This window comes from Spirillospora sp. CA-128828 (assembly GCF_050945415.1).
GTDB lineage: Bacteria > Actinomycetota > Actinomycetes > Streptosporangiales > Streptosporangiaceae > Spirillospora.
This window is the reverse complement of record NZ_CP191986.1, coordinates 8,081,552-8,097,003: the sequence shown is the minus strand read 5'-3', so window position 1 is coordinate 8,097,003 and position 15,452 is coordinate 8,081,552. Positions and strand designations below refer to the sequence as shown.

The following is a 15,452-nucleotide window of genomic DNA, read 5'->3' as shown; positions in this document are numbered from 1 at the left end:
GCACCGGCCCCAGACTGGGCGACACTCCCATTTCCCTCGACCACGGTCATGGCTTCGAATCCCCCCGAATTCGATGGATGATCTTCCTGCTCGATCATCTACCCACCAAGATCATTTCCACGCGAGAAGAGATACCCCCCGCGCCGAGTACGTGGGCCTGTGGCATCGGCGCTTCATTGAGGGGCAGTGCTGCCTGGCAGAGGGCGCCGTCTACGACATGTGGTCGGAGGACCGCCACGTCGTCTCCGCGCTGCCCGAGATCGTGATGTGGCCAGCGGTAGGGATCGACTACGGCGCAAGCAATCCGTTCGCGGCCGAGATGATCGGGCTCGGCGCCGACGGCCGCCTGTACCTCGCCAACGAGTGGCGGTACGAGGCCAAGACCTCCCGCCGACAGCTCACCGACGTGGAGTACTCGCGTCGGCTGCGGGACTGGGCCGCGAACATCCCGATCCCCGGGCTGACCGCGCGCGGCGTGCAACCCCGCTACTGGGTGGTCGACCCGTCCGCCGCGAGCTTCATTCAGCAGCTCTACCGGGACAAAGTCCGCCCAACCCTTGCGGACAACTCGGTGTTGGACGGGATCCGGCTCGTGTCCTCGCTCCTGGCGACAGACCGGCTCCGCGTTCACGAGTCCTGTACAGGCTGGATCGACGAAGCACCTGGGTACACCTGGGACCCCGACCAGGCCGAGAAAGGCATCGACGAGCCCGTTAAGGTCGACGATCACTCGTTGGACGGCGGCCGGTATGGGATCAAGACCACCGAGTTCCTATGGCGCCCCCAACTCCTCGCGGCGTGAGTGCTATGTCTCCGCAGGTCGCATCCGAGCGAACTGCGGAAACACGCGACCATGGACAGGGAACCCATGACCCTTGACCTCTCGCCGTCCCATACCTGGACCATCGAAGACTTGGTGCCGGGTGATCGGATGGTGAGACGATGACCGGCATGCCAAGCGGGCGTAACAGGACCGGGTCCTGGAGTCGAGAGCTCACCACACTTTCGGAGATGTTGGTGCAAGCGGGCAATCAGCGCGCGGCGCGCCTGCTGTCGCTGGTGCAAGACGCCGATGAACCCGCCACGAGCCCGGCGGGAGAGTCACAGGGCGTCGTGCTGCGTGTGCGTCCGATCTTCCTGGATCTGTTCCGGCCAGCCGACTTGCAGGCCATCGCCACCCAGATGGACAAGTTGGTCTTTGGCGGTTCCCACCACGAGGTCACAGTTGCCGCGATGCTGGCCGATCCGTTCGCCAAGGCGGAACTGGGTGGCACCGGAACCTTGACGATTCAGCTACGTGAGGCGATTGCTGATGCTCTTCATCCGGTCAGGTCCTACGACTTGCCGGAGGTGTGTCGAGCCTTCGGGCTCGCCGACGGCGAGGGGGAAGAGGCGCACTACAGCAAGCGCGGATACGTGCGGAGCCGCATTTCTGACTACACGCAGGACCAGTTGTGTGAACTCGGTGCCCGAGTCGTCGAGAGTCACTACCTGCCACAACTGTGGGGATTGTTGCAGGTGCTAGCCAGTGGGACCTCGGGGGTTACCAGTGCGTTCAAGAACCTGATTTTCGCAGCGGACGGACCCAAGCCGGAGCTGGTGCTCGCTGACGCGGTCAGTAACACTATCGAGATCGTAACCAACGCGGAGTTCTGTCTCGTATACGACCGACCGCTCGATGACGCCGGTTTGAGTTGGGCAGATCTGGTCTCGTGGTGGGCAGAGACAAAAGCGCCCCGGGGAACGGACGACCGGGACGCTGCAAACGAGTTGTACTACCGCCTTGCCCGGTCGCTCGATGTCGGTCGTCCCAAATCAGACGAGTTGGGCCCTGAGTCCCTGATATTCCAGGTGTACGCCAAGCTTCTCCGGCAGCATGGGTTTCAGTTGCCTGCGCTGGTGCCGCAGGTGCACCTGCACTATGACCCGTACACCCGTAAAAAGCGGAGGGCGGCCGGCCCACTGCCACGCCAACGCATGGACTTCCTCATGTTGCTCCGTGGGCGGCGACGAGTGGTCATTGAGATCGACGGTATCCAGCACTACGCGGTCGAAAGGCAAGCCAGCCCAAAATTGTATGCCGAGATGGTCGCCGAGGACCGGGAGCTGTATCTCGCTGGCTACGAGGTGGTGCGTTTCGGTGGCGAGGAGTTCCGCTCAGCAGAGCGGGCGCAGACTACGCTTCACGAATTCTTCACCCGGCTACTCGCTGTGCACGGATATTTGAGTGAGGTGAAAAACTGAACGCGATTCTGTTGGAGACGCCGCGGTGAGGCTCACCGACCGCGTCGAGCAGGTCGTCATCGCCGCGATCGAGGGGCACGCGGCGCTGGCCGGCTGCGAGGTCGACCACCAGGTCCAGGTCATCCACCAGCAGACCCGTGGCGGGGCGCCAGCGCCGATGCTGTGGATCTCCCTGTCGGCACAGTCCCTCGTCCTGGGGGAGTGGCTGTTCCACGACCCGATCATCACGGCCGACCTGCACCCCGACCCGCAGCAGCTCACCAAGGTCGTCCGGCAGGCGCTGGTGAATCTCACGGCCGCCCGCGCCGGGCAGGCCAAGACTCTAACGCCGGTTTTCCGGGACGCGGGTCAGATGTTCGAGCCGATCGCGCCGACCGCGGCGCGGCTGCCCGCCCCGGCGCAGCACCCGCTCATGGCAGGCCACTAATGGTTGTGTACGCAACAATCGACGAGCTCCGGGAGTTCCTCAAGACCATCCCCGTCTGGCCCGGCGCCGAACGGCACCTGGAGCAGGCGTCCGAAGACATCGACGAACTCCTCATCGGCGCCGTCTACGACGTGGACGCCAACGAGCTACCCACCGACCCGAAGATCTAAGGAGATCTGCGGTTTCCCCACTTTGACGATCGTTTGAGTGGGATGATCGTGTTGTGGCGAAGAAGGGGCGTAGGTCGACTTACGAGGAGCGTCTTGCCGCGGTGCGGATGCTCGAACAGAAGGTCCCGGTTGATCGGGTCGCGGCAGCGGTGGACGTCGATCGATCGACGTTGCTGACGTGGTGGAAGAATTATCGGCTGATCGGTCCGGAATCGCTGCGGACGAAGAGGACTCGCGGCTCGGACGCCAAGCTGAGCGATGCGCAGATGCGGGAGTTGTACGCGCTGCTGGTCGGTGCGGATCCGCGGCAGTTGAACTTCGGGTTTGCGTTATGGACCCGGGCGATGGTGGGCGAGCTGATCCTGCGCCGTTTCAAGATCCGGGTGTCGGTGGCGACGGCCGGCCGGGTGCTGAAACGTCTGGGAATGTCGCCGCAGAAGCCGCTGTACCGGGCCTATCAGCAGGACCCGGAGCGGGTCGCGCAGTGGAAGACCGCGATCTATCCGGAGATCCGGCGCCGGGCGGCGCAGGAGGATGCCGAGATCTTCTTCGCAGATGAGGCGTCCGTCCGGACCGACTTCCACGCCGGCACCACCTGGGCTCCGGTCGGGCGGACGCCGGTGGTGGCCAAGACCGGAGCGCGCACCTCGGTCATGATGATCTCCGCGGTCTCGCCGAAGGGGAAACTGCGGTTCATGGTTCACGACAACGGCTTGAAATCGGAGGAGTTCATCACCTTCTGCCGCCGCCTCCTGGACGACGTCCCCGGCAAGAAGGTGTTCCTGATCGTGGACGGCGGGCGCATCCATACCTCGAAGATGACCCGGCGGTTCGTGCAGCGCACCGAACGCCTGGAACTGTTCTTCCTGCCCCCGTACTCACCAGAGCTCAATCCTGATGAGTGGGTATGGAAGGTGCGCCACGAGCGCGGAGAGGAGCCCATGTGTAGGTAAGGGTTTCTTGATGCGTTGCTGTGCGGGTGATGAAGGTTGTGGCCCTTCGGCGTCGCCCTACGGGGGGAGACGCCAAACCACCTCATGCTGCGTTGGCTGAAGACCGTCGTGGTGAGCGATGAGGGAAAAGGCGCATATGTGAATGCGTCAGGTGGGGACCAGGAAGACGAGCGAGAGCGAACCGCTGACGAAACGTCGTTAACCCAAGAAGTGACATCAAAACCGGGGGGACTTCCAAATCCCGGGATGAGCCTGGCGGGTGCCCGTTTATTGGCCAGGTGGTGTCCGGCGTGTAGGCGGCGTGAGCCTGGTCTGCTGCTCCTGCATGGAACGTGGGAAGGCGGGTGCCGATACTGCCCGCCTCATGCTGGTTTGGGCATGGGGTGTGGTGAAAGGGAGCGTGCCGAGCGGAGGAACCCGCAAGGCGCTGAGTACCGTTGCGGCGCTCGCCGGCGGACCGGCTCGTAGTAGTGGAGAAGCTCCGGTAATGGGAGTGGAGCGAAGGGGCCGGCTCATCGATGGTTTGTTCGCGCGAGCAACCGGGCCGAAAGGTCTGGGAGGAGACGAGTGAGCAAGTCAGGTCCGAACGGCAAGTCGTTTTACATTCCCAAGCAGCTGGTGTGGGAGGCGTGGAAGAGGGTCAAGGCGAACAAGGGTGCCGCCGGGGCGGACGGGGTTTCCATTGAGGACTTCGAGGCCGATCTGAGAGACAACCTCTATAAGATCTGGAATCGGATGTCGTCGGGTGCCTACTTTCCGCCGCCGGTGATGGCAGTGGAAATACCGAAAGCCGATGGCGGGACGAGAGGTCTCGGGGTGCCCACCGTCGCCGATCGGGTGGCGCAGACGGTGGCGGCGCTGGCGTTGGAGGCCCGGGCGGAGTCGATCTTCCACGACGACTCCTACGGGTACCGGCCGAGGCGCAGTGCGCTGGATGCGGTGGCCAAATGCCGTCAGCGGTGCTGGAAGAAGAGTTGGGTCATCGATCTCGATGTCGCCAAATTCTTCGACAGCGTGCCGTGGGACCTGGTGGTCAAAGCGGTGCAGGCCAACATCACCACCGGCCGGCGCTGGGTGCTGCTGTATGTGAAGCGGTGGCTTGCCGCGCCCATCCAGCAGCCCGATGGCAGCCTTGTGGAGCGGGATCGCGGCACCCCGCAGGGGTCGGCGATATCACCCGTTCTGGCCAACCTGTTCATGCACTATGCGTTCGACACGTGGCTGGCACGGGAATTCCCGCTGGTGGAGTTCGAACGTTACGCCGACGATGCCGTCGTGCATTGTGCGACCGAGCGGCAGGCACGGCACGTGCTGGCCGCGCTCGCGGCGAGGATGGAGGAGGTCGGGCTGCGATTGCATCCCGACAAGACCAAACTCGTCTACTGCCAGGACATCGGGCGGCGTGGCTCACATGAGCACACGTCGTTCACGTTCCTGGGATATGAGTTCCGCCCAAGGGCGGTCAGGACCAAGGACGGGACGATGATCACATCGTTCTCGCCGGGGATCGATCCGAAGGCACTCAAAGCGATCGGGCAGGTCGGCCGCCGTTGGCGGCTGCACCTGTGGACAGAGTCCGACCTTGCGAAACTCGCCCGTTTCACCAATCCAATGGTGGCGGGCTGGATCAACTACTACGGCCGCTTCAGGCGGCACGAATTGTATCCACTCCTGCAACGCATCAACACCTACCTGATGCGGTGGGCCGCACGGAAATACAAGCGATTGCGCTCCTGGAAACGGCTCAAACGGTGGTGGTCCGGGCTCGTGGAACGAGACCCCGGACTCTTCACGCACTGGGCATGGGTGCGCACGCCGATCGGATACCGATGAGAAGAGCGGAGTGATGGGAGACTGTCACGCTCCGTTCTGTGGGAGCCCGGGGGTGAGATTCCCCCGGGCGACCCGACAACGTCAAGAACGACCGTATCGGCCGCCAGGCCGCCCGCAGCTACGGCGAACTCCGCCTGTTCGCGACTGCGGCACTCCATCGCCTGCAGAAGCTGCCCCGGCTCGTCCTGTCCTTCTTCGCTGACCCGCACCTCGCCTACATCGCAGGCTGACCGGAAACTCACACTCCAAGTCGGAAAACCATAGATCTCCTTAGATCGAGGATGACCTCAGGTCAGCAGTCCGTGCTGCGGGGGGAAGCTCACCCGGCCTCCGACTCGCCTGATCAGCGCCGCGTCAGCCGCCGTTGCTTCGTAGGGAACAGGCCCCTCGGGCTCGTATAGGTCTGGGCGATGTCTCTGATCGCAACCAGGACTTGGTGGCCGGTCGACCACGTGTGGTTGATTCGAATTCGTAGCCCAGGACACGAAGGAGAATCGTGAGGGACGCGGTCATCGTCGATGCGGTTCGTACCCCCGTCGGGAAGCGCAACGGGGCCCTGGCGGACATCCATCCCGCGAGCCTCTCGGCACACGTGCTGAAGGCGCTCGTCGAACGCACCGGAGTGGAACCGGGCGAGATCGACGACGTCGTCTGGGGATGCGTCAGCCAGGTCGGCGACCAGTCGGGCAACATCGGCCGGGTCGCCGTACTGGCGGCGGGATGGCCCGACTCGGTGCCCAGCACGGCGGTCGACCGCCGGTGCGGCTCCGGCCAGCAGGCCGTCCACTTCGCGGCCGCGGGCGTCATCGCCGGCCACTACGACTTCGTGATCGCCGGCGGGGTCGAGTCGATGAGCCGCGTGCCCATGGGTTCGGCGGGCCGGGACGGACGGCCGTACCCGGACGAGGTGCTGGAACGCTATGGCGTGTCCGGCTTCAACCAGGGCATCGGGGCCGAGATGGTCGCCGAACGGTGGGGGCTCTCCAGGCGGCGGCTCGACGAGTACTCGGCCCGGTCACATGCCAGGGCCGCGGCGGCCGCCGACTCCGGCGCGCTCGACAGGCAACTCGCTCCCGTGGAAGGGGTCCTGCGGGCCGACGAGGGCATCCGCCGCGGCTCCTCGGTGGAGACACTGGGCGGGCTGAAGACCGCGTTCCGCGACGACGGGGTGATCACCGCCGGCAACGCCTCGCAAATCTCCGACGGCGCGGGGGCCCTCCTCATCACCTCCAGTGAGCTCGCCCGGGCGCGCGGCCTGCGGCCGCTCGCCCGCGTGCACACGGTCGCGCTGGCCGGCGACGATCCGGTCATCATGCTGACCGCGCCGATCGAGGCCACTGCCAAGGTGCTCAAGAGGTCCGGACTGCGCATCGATGACATCGGCGCATTCGAGGTGAACGAGGCGTTCGCGCCCGTTCCGCTGGCCTGGCAGGCGGAGACGGGAGTCGCCGACGATCGGCTGAATCCGTTGGGCGGGGCGATCGCCGTCGGGCACCCGCTGGGCGGGTCGGGGGCCGTTCTGATGACGCGCCTCGTGCACCACATGAAGGACCAGGGCCTCCACTACGGCCTCCAGACCATGTGCGAGGCGGGCGGCATGGCCAACGCGACCATCCTCGAATCACTCTGAGTTTCGTACCGGATCAAGGCTGAGAGGATCTACGCGCATGCGTCTGGAAGGACTGTCCATCGCCGTCAGTGGAGGCGCCTCCGGCCTCGGGCTGGAGACCGCCCGCCGGGTGGTCGAGGCGGGCGGTAAGGTCACCCTCATCGATCTGCCCACCTCCGCGGGCGCGGCGGCCGCCGCGAAGCTCGGTGAGCCGGCCCGGTTCGTGGCTGCCGATGTCACCGACGCCGACCAGTTCGCGGCGGCGCTCGACGCGGCCGACGAGTTCGGCGACCTGCGGGGGCTCGTGCACTGCGCGGGCGCCGGGCGCAGGCTCCGCCTGCTGGGCAAGGACGGCGCCCCCGGCTCCGTCGAGGACTTCGAATGGGTGATCAGGCTCAACCTGATCGGCTCGTTCAACGCGCTGCGCCTCGGCGCGGCGTGCATGGCCCGCCATGACGAGGTCGACGGCGAACGCGGCGCCATCGTCCTGACCGCGTCGGTCGCCGCCTACGAGGGCCAGATCGGGCAGATCCCGTACACCGCCGCGAAGGCCGGCATCGTCGGGATGACCCTGACGGCGGCCCGCGACTTGGCCAGCAGGTCGATCCGGGTGTGCACGATCGCTCCCGGGGTGATGGACACTCCCCTGCTGGCCCGGCTGCGGGACGATGTGCGGACGGCTCTCGAAGCCAGCGTGCCCAATCCGGCCCGGCTCGGGCGCGCGGACGAGTTCGGGCACCTTGCCTGCCACATCCTGGAGAACGGCTATCTCAACGGCGAGACCATCCGTCTCGACGGCGCCATCCGGATGGCGCCGCGCTGACTTCCGGCGCCGGGGATACAGTCGGCCGCGTGGACCTGCCCCAGATCAGGTACTTCCTCGCGGTCGTCGACCACAACGGCATCAACGCCGCGGCGGCCGTACTCGACGTCGCCCAGCCCACCATCTCGCAGGCCATCCAGGGCCTCGAACGCGAGCTCGGCGTGCCGCTGTTCCACCGCATCGGCCGCGGCATGGTGCTCACCTCGGCCGGGCACAGCCTGGTGGGGCCGGCCCGCCGCATCCTCCGCGACGTCGTCGCGGCGGCGGGCTCGCTCGTCGACGCGGCGGGACGGCCGCGGGGGCGGCTGGACATCTTCGCCATGCCCGCGCTGTCGGCGGATCCGGTGGCGCCCCTGGTCGGCGCCTTCCGCAGGGAGTTCCCGAGGGCCGCCATCAGGATCGGGGACCTCCGCGACGAGGCGATGGCGGCCTCGCTGATTAAGGAGGGCCACTGCGAGATCGTGGTCTGCCATCTGCCGGCGAGCGACCATGCCGGCCTGGACGTCTGCGAGCTCGGCGTGCAGGAGTACTGGCTCGTCCTCCCGCCCGGATCGGCGGCGCCTCCGGAGGATCCGCTGCCGCTGTCGGAGCTGCCGGACATCCCGCACGTGACCGTGCCGCGAGGCAGTTCCCTGGCGGTCGGCGAGATCGAGCAGGTCGTCGCCACCGCGGGGCGCGCCATCAGCCCGTCCGTCGTGGTGGAGCACCGCGAGGCCCGGCTGCCCTTCGTCCTCGCCGGGCTGGGGGCCACGTTCCTCGAACGGTCGATGGCCGAGGCCGCCGCGGCCCGGGGGGCGATGGTGCGATCCCTCGAACCGCGGATCAGCCGGGCCTACGGCCTGGTCTACGACTCCGCGGCGCTGTCTCCGGCGGGCCGGGCCTTCGTCGACCTGGCGCAGGCGACCCACCGGCCGTAGGCCGGATGCCGCCCATCAGGCGGTCACCGGCCTTCAGGACTCCTTCGCCGACTTCCCGGCCAGCAAGGGAGCGCGTTCCCGCAGCTCGTGCTTGCGCACCTTCCCGCTCGCGTTGCGGGGCAGCTCGGTGACGACGGCGAGGTGCCGCGGCACCTTGTACGCGGCCAGCCGGGACCGGCACCACTGCTCGATCTCGTCGGACGTCGGCGCGTCGTCCGCGCGGGCCGGGACCACGATGGCCAGCGGCGTCTCGCCCCACCGGTCGTCCGGCATGCCGACCACGGAGACCTCGGCCACCTTGGGGTGGGCCACGATGGCCTCCTCCACCTCGGCGGAATAGATGTTCTCACCGCCAGAGATGATCATGTCTTTCAGCCGGTCGACGACGTAGATGTAACCGTCCTCGTCCTGGCGGACCAGATCCCCGGAGTGGAACCACCCGCCGGCGAAGGCCTCGGCGGTCTCGGCCGGCTTGTTCCAGTAGCCGGTCATGATCGACGGCCCGCGATAGACGATCTCGCCGATCTCGCCTTGCGGAACGTCGTTCATGTGCTCGTCCACGATGCGGACCTCGACGTTGAGCAGCGGGGTCCCCACCGAACCGATCTTGCTCAGCGCCTCCTCGCCGAGGAGGACGGTCGCCACCGCGCTGGACTCCGTCTGCCCGAAGACGCTCAGCAGCTTGGCGCCGGGGAACGTGTCGAGCATCGTGTGCAACAGGGCCTTGGTCGCGGGCGAGGCGCCCCACGAGATGATCCGCAGGGCGGACAGGTCCCTGTCCTTGACGCCCGGGACGTCGCAGACCGCCTGCCATTGGGCGGGGACGAGGAAGACGTAGCCGACGCGCTCGCGCTCCATCAGGTCCACGGTCTCGGCGGGGTCGAAGCGGCCCGACTGGGCGATCACGGTCCGGGCCCCGACCAGCACGCTGGACAACAGGGCGGCCAGGCCGCCGATGTGGAAGAGCGGGGTGTTGATCAGCCAGACCCGGCAGTCGACGGGCGGGGCGATGTGGGCGAACCTGCTCATGGTCTGGATGAGGAGGTTGTAGTGCGTGAGCACCGCGCCCTTGGGCCGTCCCGTCGTCCCGGACGTGTACATGATGAAGGCCGGCGCGTAGAGGTCGACCTCCACGTCGAGCGTGCCCTCGGGTGCGTCGCGCAACGCGTCCTCGTAGCGGTCCATCCGTTCGGTGTCCGCGAGCGGCTCGTCGTCCGCTCCGACCACGAGGCAGTGGCGCACCGTCGGCGCGTCCTTCCACGCCTGCGCGAACGTCTCGCTCAGCGGGGCCTCGACGATGGCGAGGACGGCACCGCTGTCCGCCAGCTGGTACGCCACCTCGTGGGCGTGCAGCCGGAAGTTGATCGGCACGCAGATGCCGCCCAGTCTGGCGCAGGCGAAGAAGGCCTCCACCATTTCAAGGCTGTTGAACGTCATCACCATGATCCGGTCGCCCTGCTCGACGCCGCGGACGCGCAAGGCGTTGGCGAGCCGGTCGACCCGCGCGTCCAGCAGGCGGTAGGTGCGGTCGGCGCCGTCCATGCGCAGGGCCACGGCGTCGGGGATCGAGCGGGCATGCCGGGCGAGCTGGTCGCTGATCGTCATGCGCGCGGACGCCGGGGGCGGCACATGGGTCATCTCGGTTCTCCTTCGTTTCCGGACCAGGGCACGCTGCCGACAGGGGCACCCCGCCGACAGTCGATCACCCGGCCGTGGCCTGGCGCAAAGATCGAAGGCCGCATCGTCCGATAGGCCGAACCTATGCGTCGCCGGCCGGTGGTCCCGCCGGTGGCCCGGCGGGCAGGCGCTCGCGGCTCACGACCGCCGCGACGTCCAGGAACGCCGTGGCGGCCGGGGACAGCGGGCCGGGCCGGAACACGAGCCGCACCGTACGCTTGACCTGCGGTGACGTGGACCGCACCACCACGTTGCGCAGCTCGGTCTCGGCGATCCGCCGGGGCAGGAAGGTGGCGCCCGCTCCGTGCATGACGAGTTCCCAGATCGCCTGCCGGTGCGCGCATTCGACGGCCACGTAGTCGATGGCGGGCCCCAGCGCCTCGTCGATGGCGGTCCGGCCACCGGCGGCCGAGGACTCCAGCACCAGGGGGAGCTCGGCGACCGCTTCGAGCGGGACCGGATCGGGGAGGGCGGCGGCCAGGTCCGGCGGCAGGACGAGGGCGATCTCCTGCTCCCAGAGCTCGCGGGTCTGCAACATGTCGCCCTTCACCGGGAAGTCCGTCAGGCCCAGCTCGGCCCGCCCCTGGCGGACCTGGCTCACGACGCTGGACGAGCTGCCGGGATCGAGGATGGTCACCAGGATGCCCGGGTGCCGCTGGTGGAGCCTGCTGGTGAGCTCCGGCAGCGGATCGGCGGACAACGTCGACAGGACCGCGAGCTCAAGGCGTCCGGTGACCAGGTCCCGAACGGCGTGCACCCTGCTCTTGGCGTTCTCCACGTCGGCCAGGATCTGCCGGGCCGGGCCGGCGAACGACCGTCCGTCGGCCGTGAGGGTGAGCCCGCGGCCGGACCGGTCGAACAGCTGGGTGCCGAGCTGGCGTTCCAGGCTGCGGATCGCCTGGGACAGCGAGGGTTGCGCGATGTAGAGCTCCTTCGCCGCCTTGGTGATGCCGCCGTGGTCGATGACCGCTACGAAGTACGCGACGAGCCGCAGATCCATGGTCGAACGATACGCCCCGTCGGCGACCCGATGGCCTCTGACCTCGACTCATAGGTAAAGGCGATAGATCCGAACGCACCCCGGTCTTTGTGCGTGCCGGTCCGATGATGATGCAGTCGGAACATGCCAGTTGAGAGCAGCCCGACCACCGCCCGAGACGAGGTGCTGGTGCGGCACGAATCGCGGACCGCGGTGATCACCATCAACCGCCCGCACGCGAGGAACGCCGTGACGAGGGCGGTGTCCGAGGGCATCGCCGCCGCGCTCGACGAACTCGACCGCCGTGACGACCTCTCCGTGGGCGTCCTGACCGGGGCGGGCGGCAGCTTCTGCGCGGGGATGGACCTGAAGGGCTTCCTGCGCGGTGAGCGTCCGGCCATCGAGGGCAGGGGATTCGCCGGCCTGACCGAGGCGCCGCCGCGCAAGCCGCTCATCGCGGCGGTCGAGGGCTACGCGCTGGCGGGAGGCTGCGAGATCGTCCTCGCGTGCGATCTCGTCGTCGCGGCGCGCACGGCCAAACTCGGCATCCCGGAGGTCAGGCGGGGCCTGGTCGCCACCGCCGGCGCGCTGCTGCGGCTGCCGCACCGCGTCCCCGAGCAGATCGCGATGGAGCTCGCCCTGACCGGAGACATGATCACAGCCGAACGGGCGTACGAGATCGGCCTGGTCAACCGGCTCACCGACGAGGGCGGCGCCCTGGCCGGGGCACTCGCCCTCGCCGGCCGCGTCGCGGCCAACGGCCCGCTCGCCACCCTCGCCAGCAAGCGGGTGATCAAGGAACACGGGCAGTGGCCGGAGGCCGAGCGGTTCACCCGCCAGCGAGAGATCACCGAGCCGGTCTTCGCTTCGGCCGACGCCGAGGAGGGCGCCCTCGCCTTCGCCGAGAAGCGCGAGCCGAAGTGGCAGGGCCGATGAGCGGCGGCACCAGGGCGCCCGGCCCCCTGGCCGGGATGAGGATCATCGAACTCGGCGGCATCGGTCCCGTGCCGTTCGCCGCCATGGTGCTGGCCGACCTGGGCGCGGAAGTGATCCGTGTCCAGCGTCCCGCCGACCGGAAGGCACCCCAGAACCCGGTCCTGGACCGGGGACGCCGATCGCTGATCGTCGACCTCAAGAACCCCCGTGGCGCCGCGGTCGTCCAGAGCCTGATCGACGGGGCGGACGCGGTCCTGGAGGGCTTCCGGCCGGGCGTGGCCGAACGGCTCGGCTTCGACCCCGCGAAACTCGCCGAGCGCAGCCCCCGGCTGGTGTTCGGCCGCATGACCGGCTACGGCCAGGACGGGCCGATGGCGATGCGGGCCGGCCACGACATCAACTACATCGCCCTGTCCGGCGCGCTCGGCGCGATCGGCCGGCCCGGCAGCCCGCCCACCCCGCCGCTCAACCTGGTCGGCGACTTCGGGGGCGGCGGCATGCTCCTCGCCGTCGGCGTGCTGGCCGCGATGCTGAACGCGCGGACAACGGGGCGAGGCCAGGTCGTGGACGCGGCGATGGTCGAGGGATCCGGCCTGCTGATGGCGATGATCTACGGTCGGCTGGCGCAGGGCGTGTGGACCGTCGACCGGGGCCGGAACGTGCTCGACGGCGGCGCCCCCTTCTACGACGCCTACGAGTGCGCCGATGGACGGCACATCGCCGTGGGGGCGATCGAGCCCCAGTTCTTCGCCAACCTCGTGGACGTCCTCGGCGTCGCCGGCTCGGTGGACCTCGCCGCCCAGCGGGACCGCGAGACATGGCCCGAGATGCGGGAAACCTTCACGAAGGCGTTCAAGGAGGCCACCCGGGACGAGTGGGTCGAGCGGTTCGCCGGCGTCGACGCCTGCGTCTCGCCGGTGTTGACCATGGACGAGGTCGTCGCGCATCCCCACAACGCCGACCGGGAGAGCTTCTTCACCGACTCCGGCGGCGCGATCCATCCCCGGCCCGCGCCGCGATTCGCCGACACGCCCACGGGACTGCCGGGACCGGCGCCGGTCCCGGGCCAGGACACCCACGCGATCCTGTCCGAGCTGGGGCACACCTCCGAGGAGATCGAGGACCTGCTGGCGGAAGGGGCGGTGGTGCGTTGAGCACGTACCGGCCCGAGGGGCTGCCCACTTCCCTGGACTACCCCGAGCTGACGGTGGGAGAGATCGTCACCGCCGCCGCCGAGCTCTACGGGGACCGCACGGCCGTCGTCGACGGAACGGAGCGGCTCACGTTCGCGCAGCTGGGCGAGCAGGTCGCCGCGTTCGCGCACGCCGTTCGCGAGTCCGGCGTCCGCGATGGCGACGTCGTCCTCCTGCACCTGCCCAACAGCGTGTGGTTCCTGGTCGGCTACTACGGGGCGCTGCTCGCCGGGGCGACGGTGTCGCTGACCAACCCGCTGCAGCCCGCGCCCGGCCTGCGCGCCCAACTCCTCGACACCGGCGCGGTCCTGGCGATCAGCCATCCCGCCCACGTCGCGACGCTGCTGGAGGCCGGCACGGAGACGGCCCTCCGGACGGTCGTGGTCGTTCCGCCGAGCGCCTGCGCGCCATCCCCAGGAGACGGGGGGACGCCGACGGCCGACGCCGAAGTGGTGGCCCTCGCCGACTTCGTCGCGGGCCGGTCCGTCATCCCTCCGAAGACCACAGTCTCCGGAGGCGGCGTGGCCCACCTCGCCTACACGGGCGGCACGACCGGGGTCCCGAAGGGTGTGCGGGTCCTGCACCGCAACGTGGTGGCCAACGTCGTCCAGATGATGGCCTGGCGCGCCGCCCACCTGGTCTCCACCACCGAGACCGGCGGGACCCGCGAGGTCCGGCTCCGCCCGATCCCGGACGTGCACGACGCCGGAGTCCGGCCCGGGGACTCCGTCACGGTGATTGTGTCGCCCCTGTTCCACGCGCATGCGCTCATCCACGGCAACTTCCTGCTGCTGAGCGGGACCACCATCGTGCTCACCGGGCGCTTCTCCCCCGAGCTACTGCTGGCGGAGATCGAGCGCCACCGCGCCACCTTCGTGACCGGCAGCCCGACCATGTGGCACGCGCTCCTGGACAGCCCGGAGCGCGGCGATCGCGATCTGTCCTCGGTCCAGGTGATCTCCTCGGGCGCCGCCCCCATCGACCCGGCCACCCTCCAGGCGCTCGGCACCGCCTTCCCCAATGCGATGATCAGCGAAGGGTACGGCCTCACCGAGGCGACGTGCCTGGTGGCCGCCGCGCCGCTGCTGCGCGGCGCCAGGCGCAAGACCGGCAGCGTCGGTGTGCCGATCTTCGACACCTCGGTCGAGATCCGGCCGGTCACCGGCGGCACGGCGCCGCTCGGGCCGAACGAGACCGGTGAGCTCTGGGTCCGCGGTCCGCAGGTCACCGCGGGCTATCTCGACCGGCCGGAGGCGACCGCCGACCAGTTCGCCGGGGGCTGGCTGCGCACCGGGGACATCGGTCACGTCGACGACGAGGGCTTCGTCTTCATCGCCGACCGCGCCAAGGACATGCTCATCTACAAGGGCTACAACGTCTATCCCCGCGAGCTCGAGGACATCCTGCGCGACCATCCGGATGTGGGGTCGGCCGCGGTCGTCGGCCGGTCCGTCCCGCGCGTCGGGCAGGAGCCGGTCGCGTTCGTCGTGGCCCGGGCAGGCGCGGACGTCGACCCCGGCGAGCTCATGGCGTTCGTCGCCGAACGTGTCCTCCCGTACAAGAAGATCCGCGCCGTCCGGGTCGTCGACGCGCTGCCCGTCTCTCCCGCGGGGAAGATCCTCAAGGGAGAGCTGCGGGCGATCGCGCAGGGCGGCCCACGACCGGCCGGCGACCACGTGACCACCTGAGGA

Annotated in this window: 14 protein-coding genes; 12 read left to right on the top strand and 2 right to left on the bottom strand. The window is 68.7% G+C overall.

Translation table 11 applies throughout. The features are described 5' to 3' along the window. Nucleotides 1–151 precede the first annotated feature (151 nt). The 9 genes from ACQPXG_RS38955 (at nucleotide 152) to ACQPXG_RS38915 (ending at nucleotide 8,976) form a co-directional block, all read left to right on the top strand. Nucleotides 152–802, top strand: coding sequence for a hypothetical protein (locus ACQPXG_RS38955; RefSeq protein ID WP_433464152.1), 651 nt, complete (start codon nucleotides 152–154; stop codon nucleotides 800–802). A gap of 209 nt (nucleotides 803–1,011) precedes the next feature. Beyond that, complete coding sequence (locus ACQPXG_RS38950) at nucleotides 1,012–2,244, top strand: hypothetical protein (protein WP_433464151.1); 1,233 nt, start codon at nucleotides 1,012–1,014, stop codon at nucleotides 2,242–2,244. Nucleotides 2,245–2,269: 25 nt separating this feature from the next. Then, nucleotides 2,270–2,671, top strand: coding sequence for a hypothetical protein (locus tag ACQPXG_RS38945; protein WP_433464150.1), 402 nt, complete (start codon nucleotides 2,270–2,272; stop codon nucleotides 2,669–2,671). Nucleotides 2,672–2,676: 5 nt separating this feature from the next. Beyond that, nucleotides 2,677–2,841, top strand: a complete 165-nt coding sequence (locus ACQPXG_RS38940) for a hypothetical protein (RefSeq protein WP_433464149.1) — start codon at nucleotides 2,677–2,679, stop codon at nucleotides 2,839–2,841. 53 nt (nucleotides 2,842–2,894) lie between these two features. Further along, on the top strand, nucleotides 2,895–3,794 hold the full coding sequence (locus ACQPXG_RS38935; protein WP_433464148.1) for an IS630 family transposase: 900 nt from the start codon (nucleotides 2,895–2,897) through the stop codon (nucleotides 3,792–3,794). 567 nt (nucleotides 3,795–4,361) lie between these two features. Next, nucleotides 4,362–5,627, top strand: a complete 1,266-nt coding sequence (ltrA, locus tag ACQPXG_RS38930) for a group II intron reverse transcriptase/maturase (protein ID WP_433464147.1) — start codon at nucleotides 4,362–4,364, stop codon at nucleotides 5,625–5,627. Nucleotides 5,628–6,123: 496 nt separating this feature from the next. Continuing rightward, nucleotides 6,124–7,257 carry a thiolase family protein gene (locus ACQPXG_RS38925; RefSeq protein ID WP_433464146.1) on the top strand — a complete coding sequence of 378 codons (1,134 nt, stop codon included), beginning with the start codon at nucleotides 6,124–6,126 and terminating at the stop codon, nucleotides 7,255–7,257. Between the two features lie 37 nt (nucleotides 7,258–7,294). Continuing rightward, on the top strand, nucleotides 7,295–8,059 hold the full coding sequence (locus ACQPXG_RS38920) for an SDR family NAD(P)-dependent oxidoreductase (protein WP_433464145.1): 765 nt from the start codon (nucleotides 7,295–7,297) through the stop codon (nucleotides 8,057–8,059). Between the two features lie 29 nt (nucleotides 8,060–8,088). After that, nucleotides 8,089–8,976, top strand: a complete 888-nt coding sequence (locus ACQPXG_RS38915) for a LysR family transcriptional regulator (RefSeq protein WP_433464144.1) — start codon at nucleotides 8,089–8,091, stop codon at nucleotides 8,974–8,976. A 33-nt stretch (nucleotides 8,977–9,009) separates the two neighbouring features. Here the strand turns inward: ACQPXG_RS38915 and ACQPXG_RS38910 are convergent, their stop codons facing one another. Beyond that, the gene (locus tag ACQPXG_RS38910; protein ID WP_433464143.1) at nucleotides 9,010–10,614 is read right to left on the bottom strand and encodes a long-chain-fatty-acid--CoA ligase; all 1,605 of its coding nucleotides are present in this window, start codon (nucleotides 10,612–10,614) and stop codon (nucleotides 9,010–9,012) included. Between the two features lie 121 nt (nucleotides 10,615–10,735). Next, nucleotides 10,736–11,653, bottom strand: coding sequence for a LysR family transcriptional regulator (locus ACQPXG_RS38905; RefSeq protein WP_433464142.1), 918 nt, complete (start codon nucleotides 11,651–11,653; stop codon nucleotides 10,736–10,738). 123 nt (nucleotides 11,654–11,776) lie between these two features. Here ACQPXG_RS38905 and ACQPXG_RS38900 point away from each other — a divergent pair, with 123 nt between their 5' ends. The 3 genes from ACQPXG_RS38900 to ACQPXG_RS38890 are packed head-to-tail and all read left to right on the top strand — an operon-like array spanning nucleotide 11,777 to nucleotide 15,449. After that, the gene (locus ACQPXG_RS38900; RefSeq protein ID WP_433464141.1) at nucleotides 11,777–12,568 is read left to right on the top strand and encodes a crotonase/enoyl-CoA hydratase family protein; all 792 of its coding nucleotides are present in this window, start codon (nucleotides 11,777–11,779) and stop codon (nucleotides 12,566–12,568) included. After that, nucleotides 12,565–13,722, top strand: coding sequence for a CaiB/BaiF CoA transferase family protein (locus tag ACQPXG_RS38895; protein WP_433464140.1), 1,158 nt, complete (start codon nucleotides 12,565–12,567; stop codon nucleotides 13,720–13,722). The genes ACQPXG_RS38900 and ACQPXG_RS38895 overlap by 4 nt, the downstream gene beginning before the upstream one ends. Continuing rightward, complete coding sequence (locus ACQPXG_RS38890; RefSeq protein WP_433464139.1) at nucleotides 13,719–15,449, top strand: class I adenylate-forming enzyme family protein; 1,731 nt, start codon at nucleotides 13,719–13,721, stop codon at nucleotides 15,447–15,449. The genes ACQPXG_RS38895 and ACQPXG_RS38890 overlap by 4 nt, the downstream gene beginning before the upstream one ends. Nucleotides 15,450–15,452 lie beyond the last annotated feature (3 nt).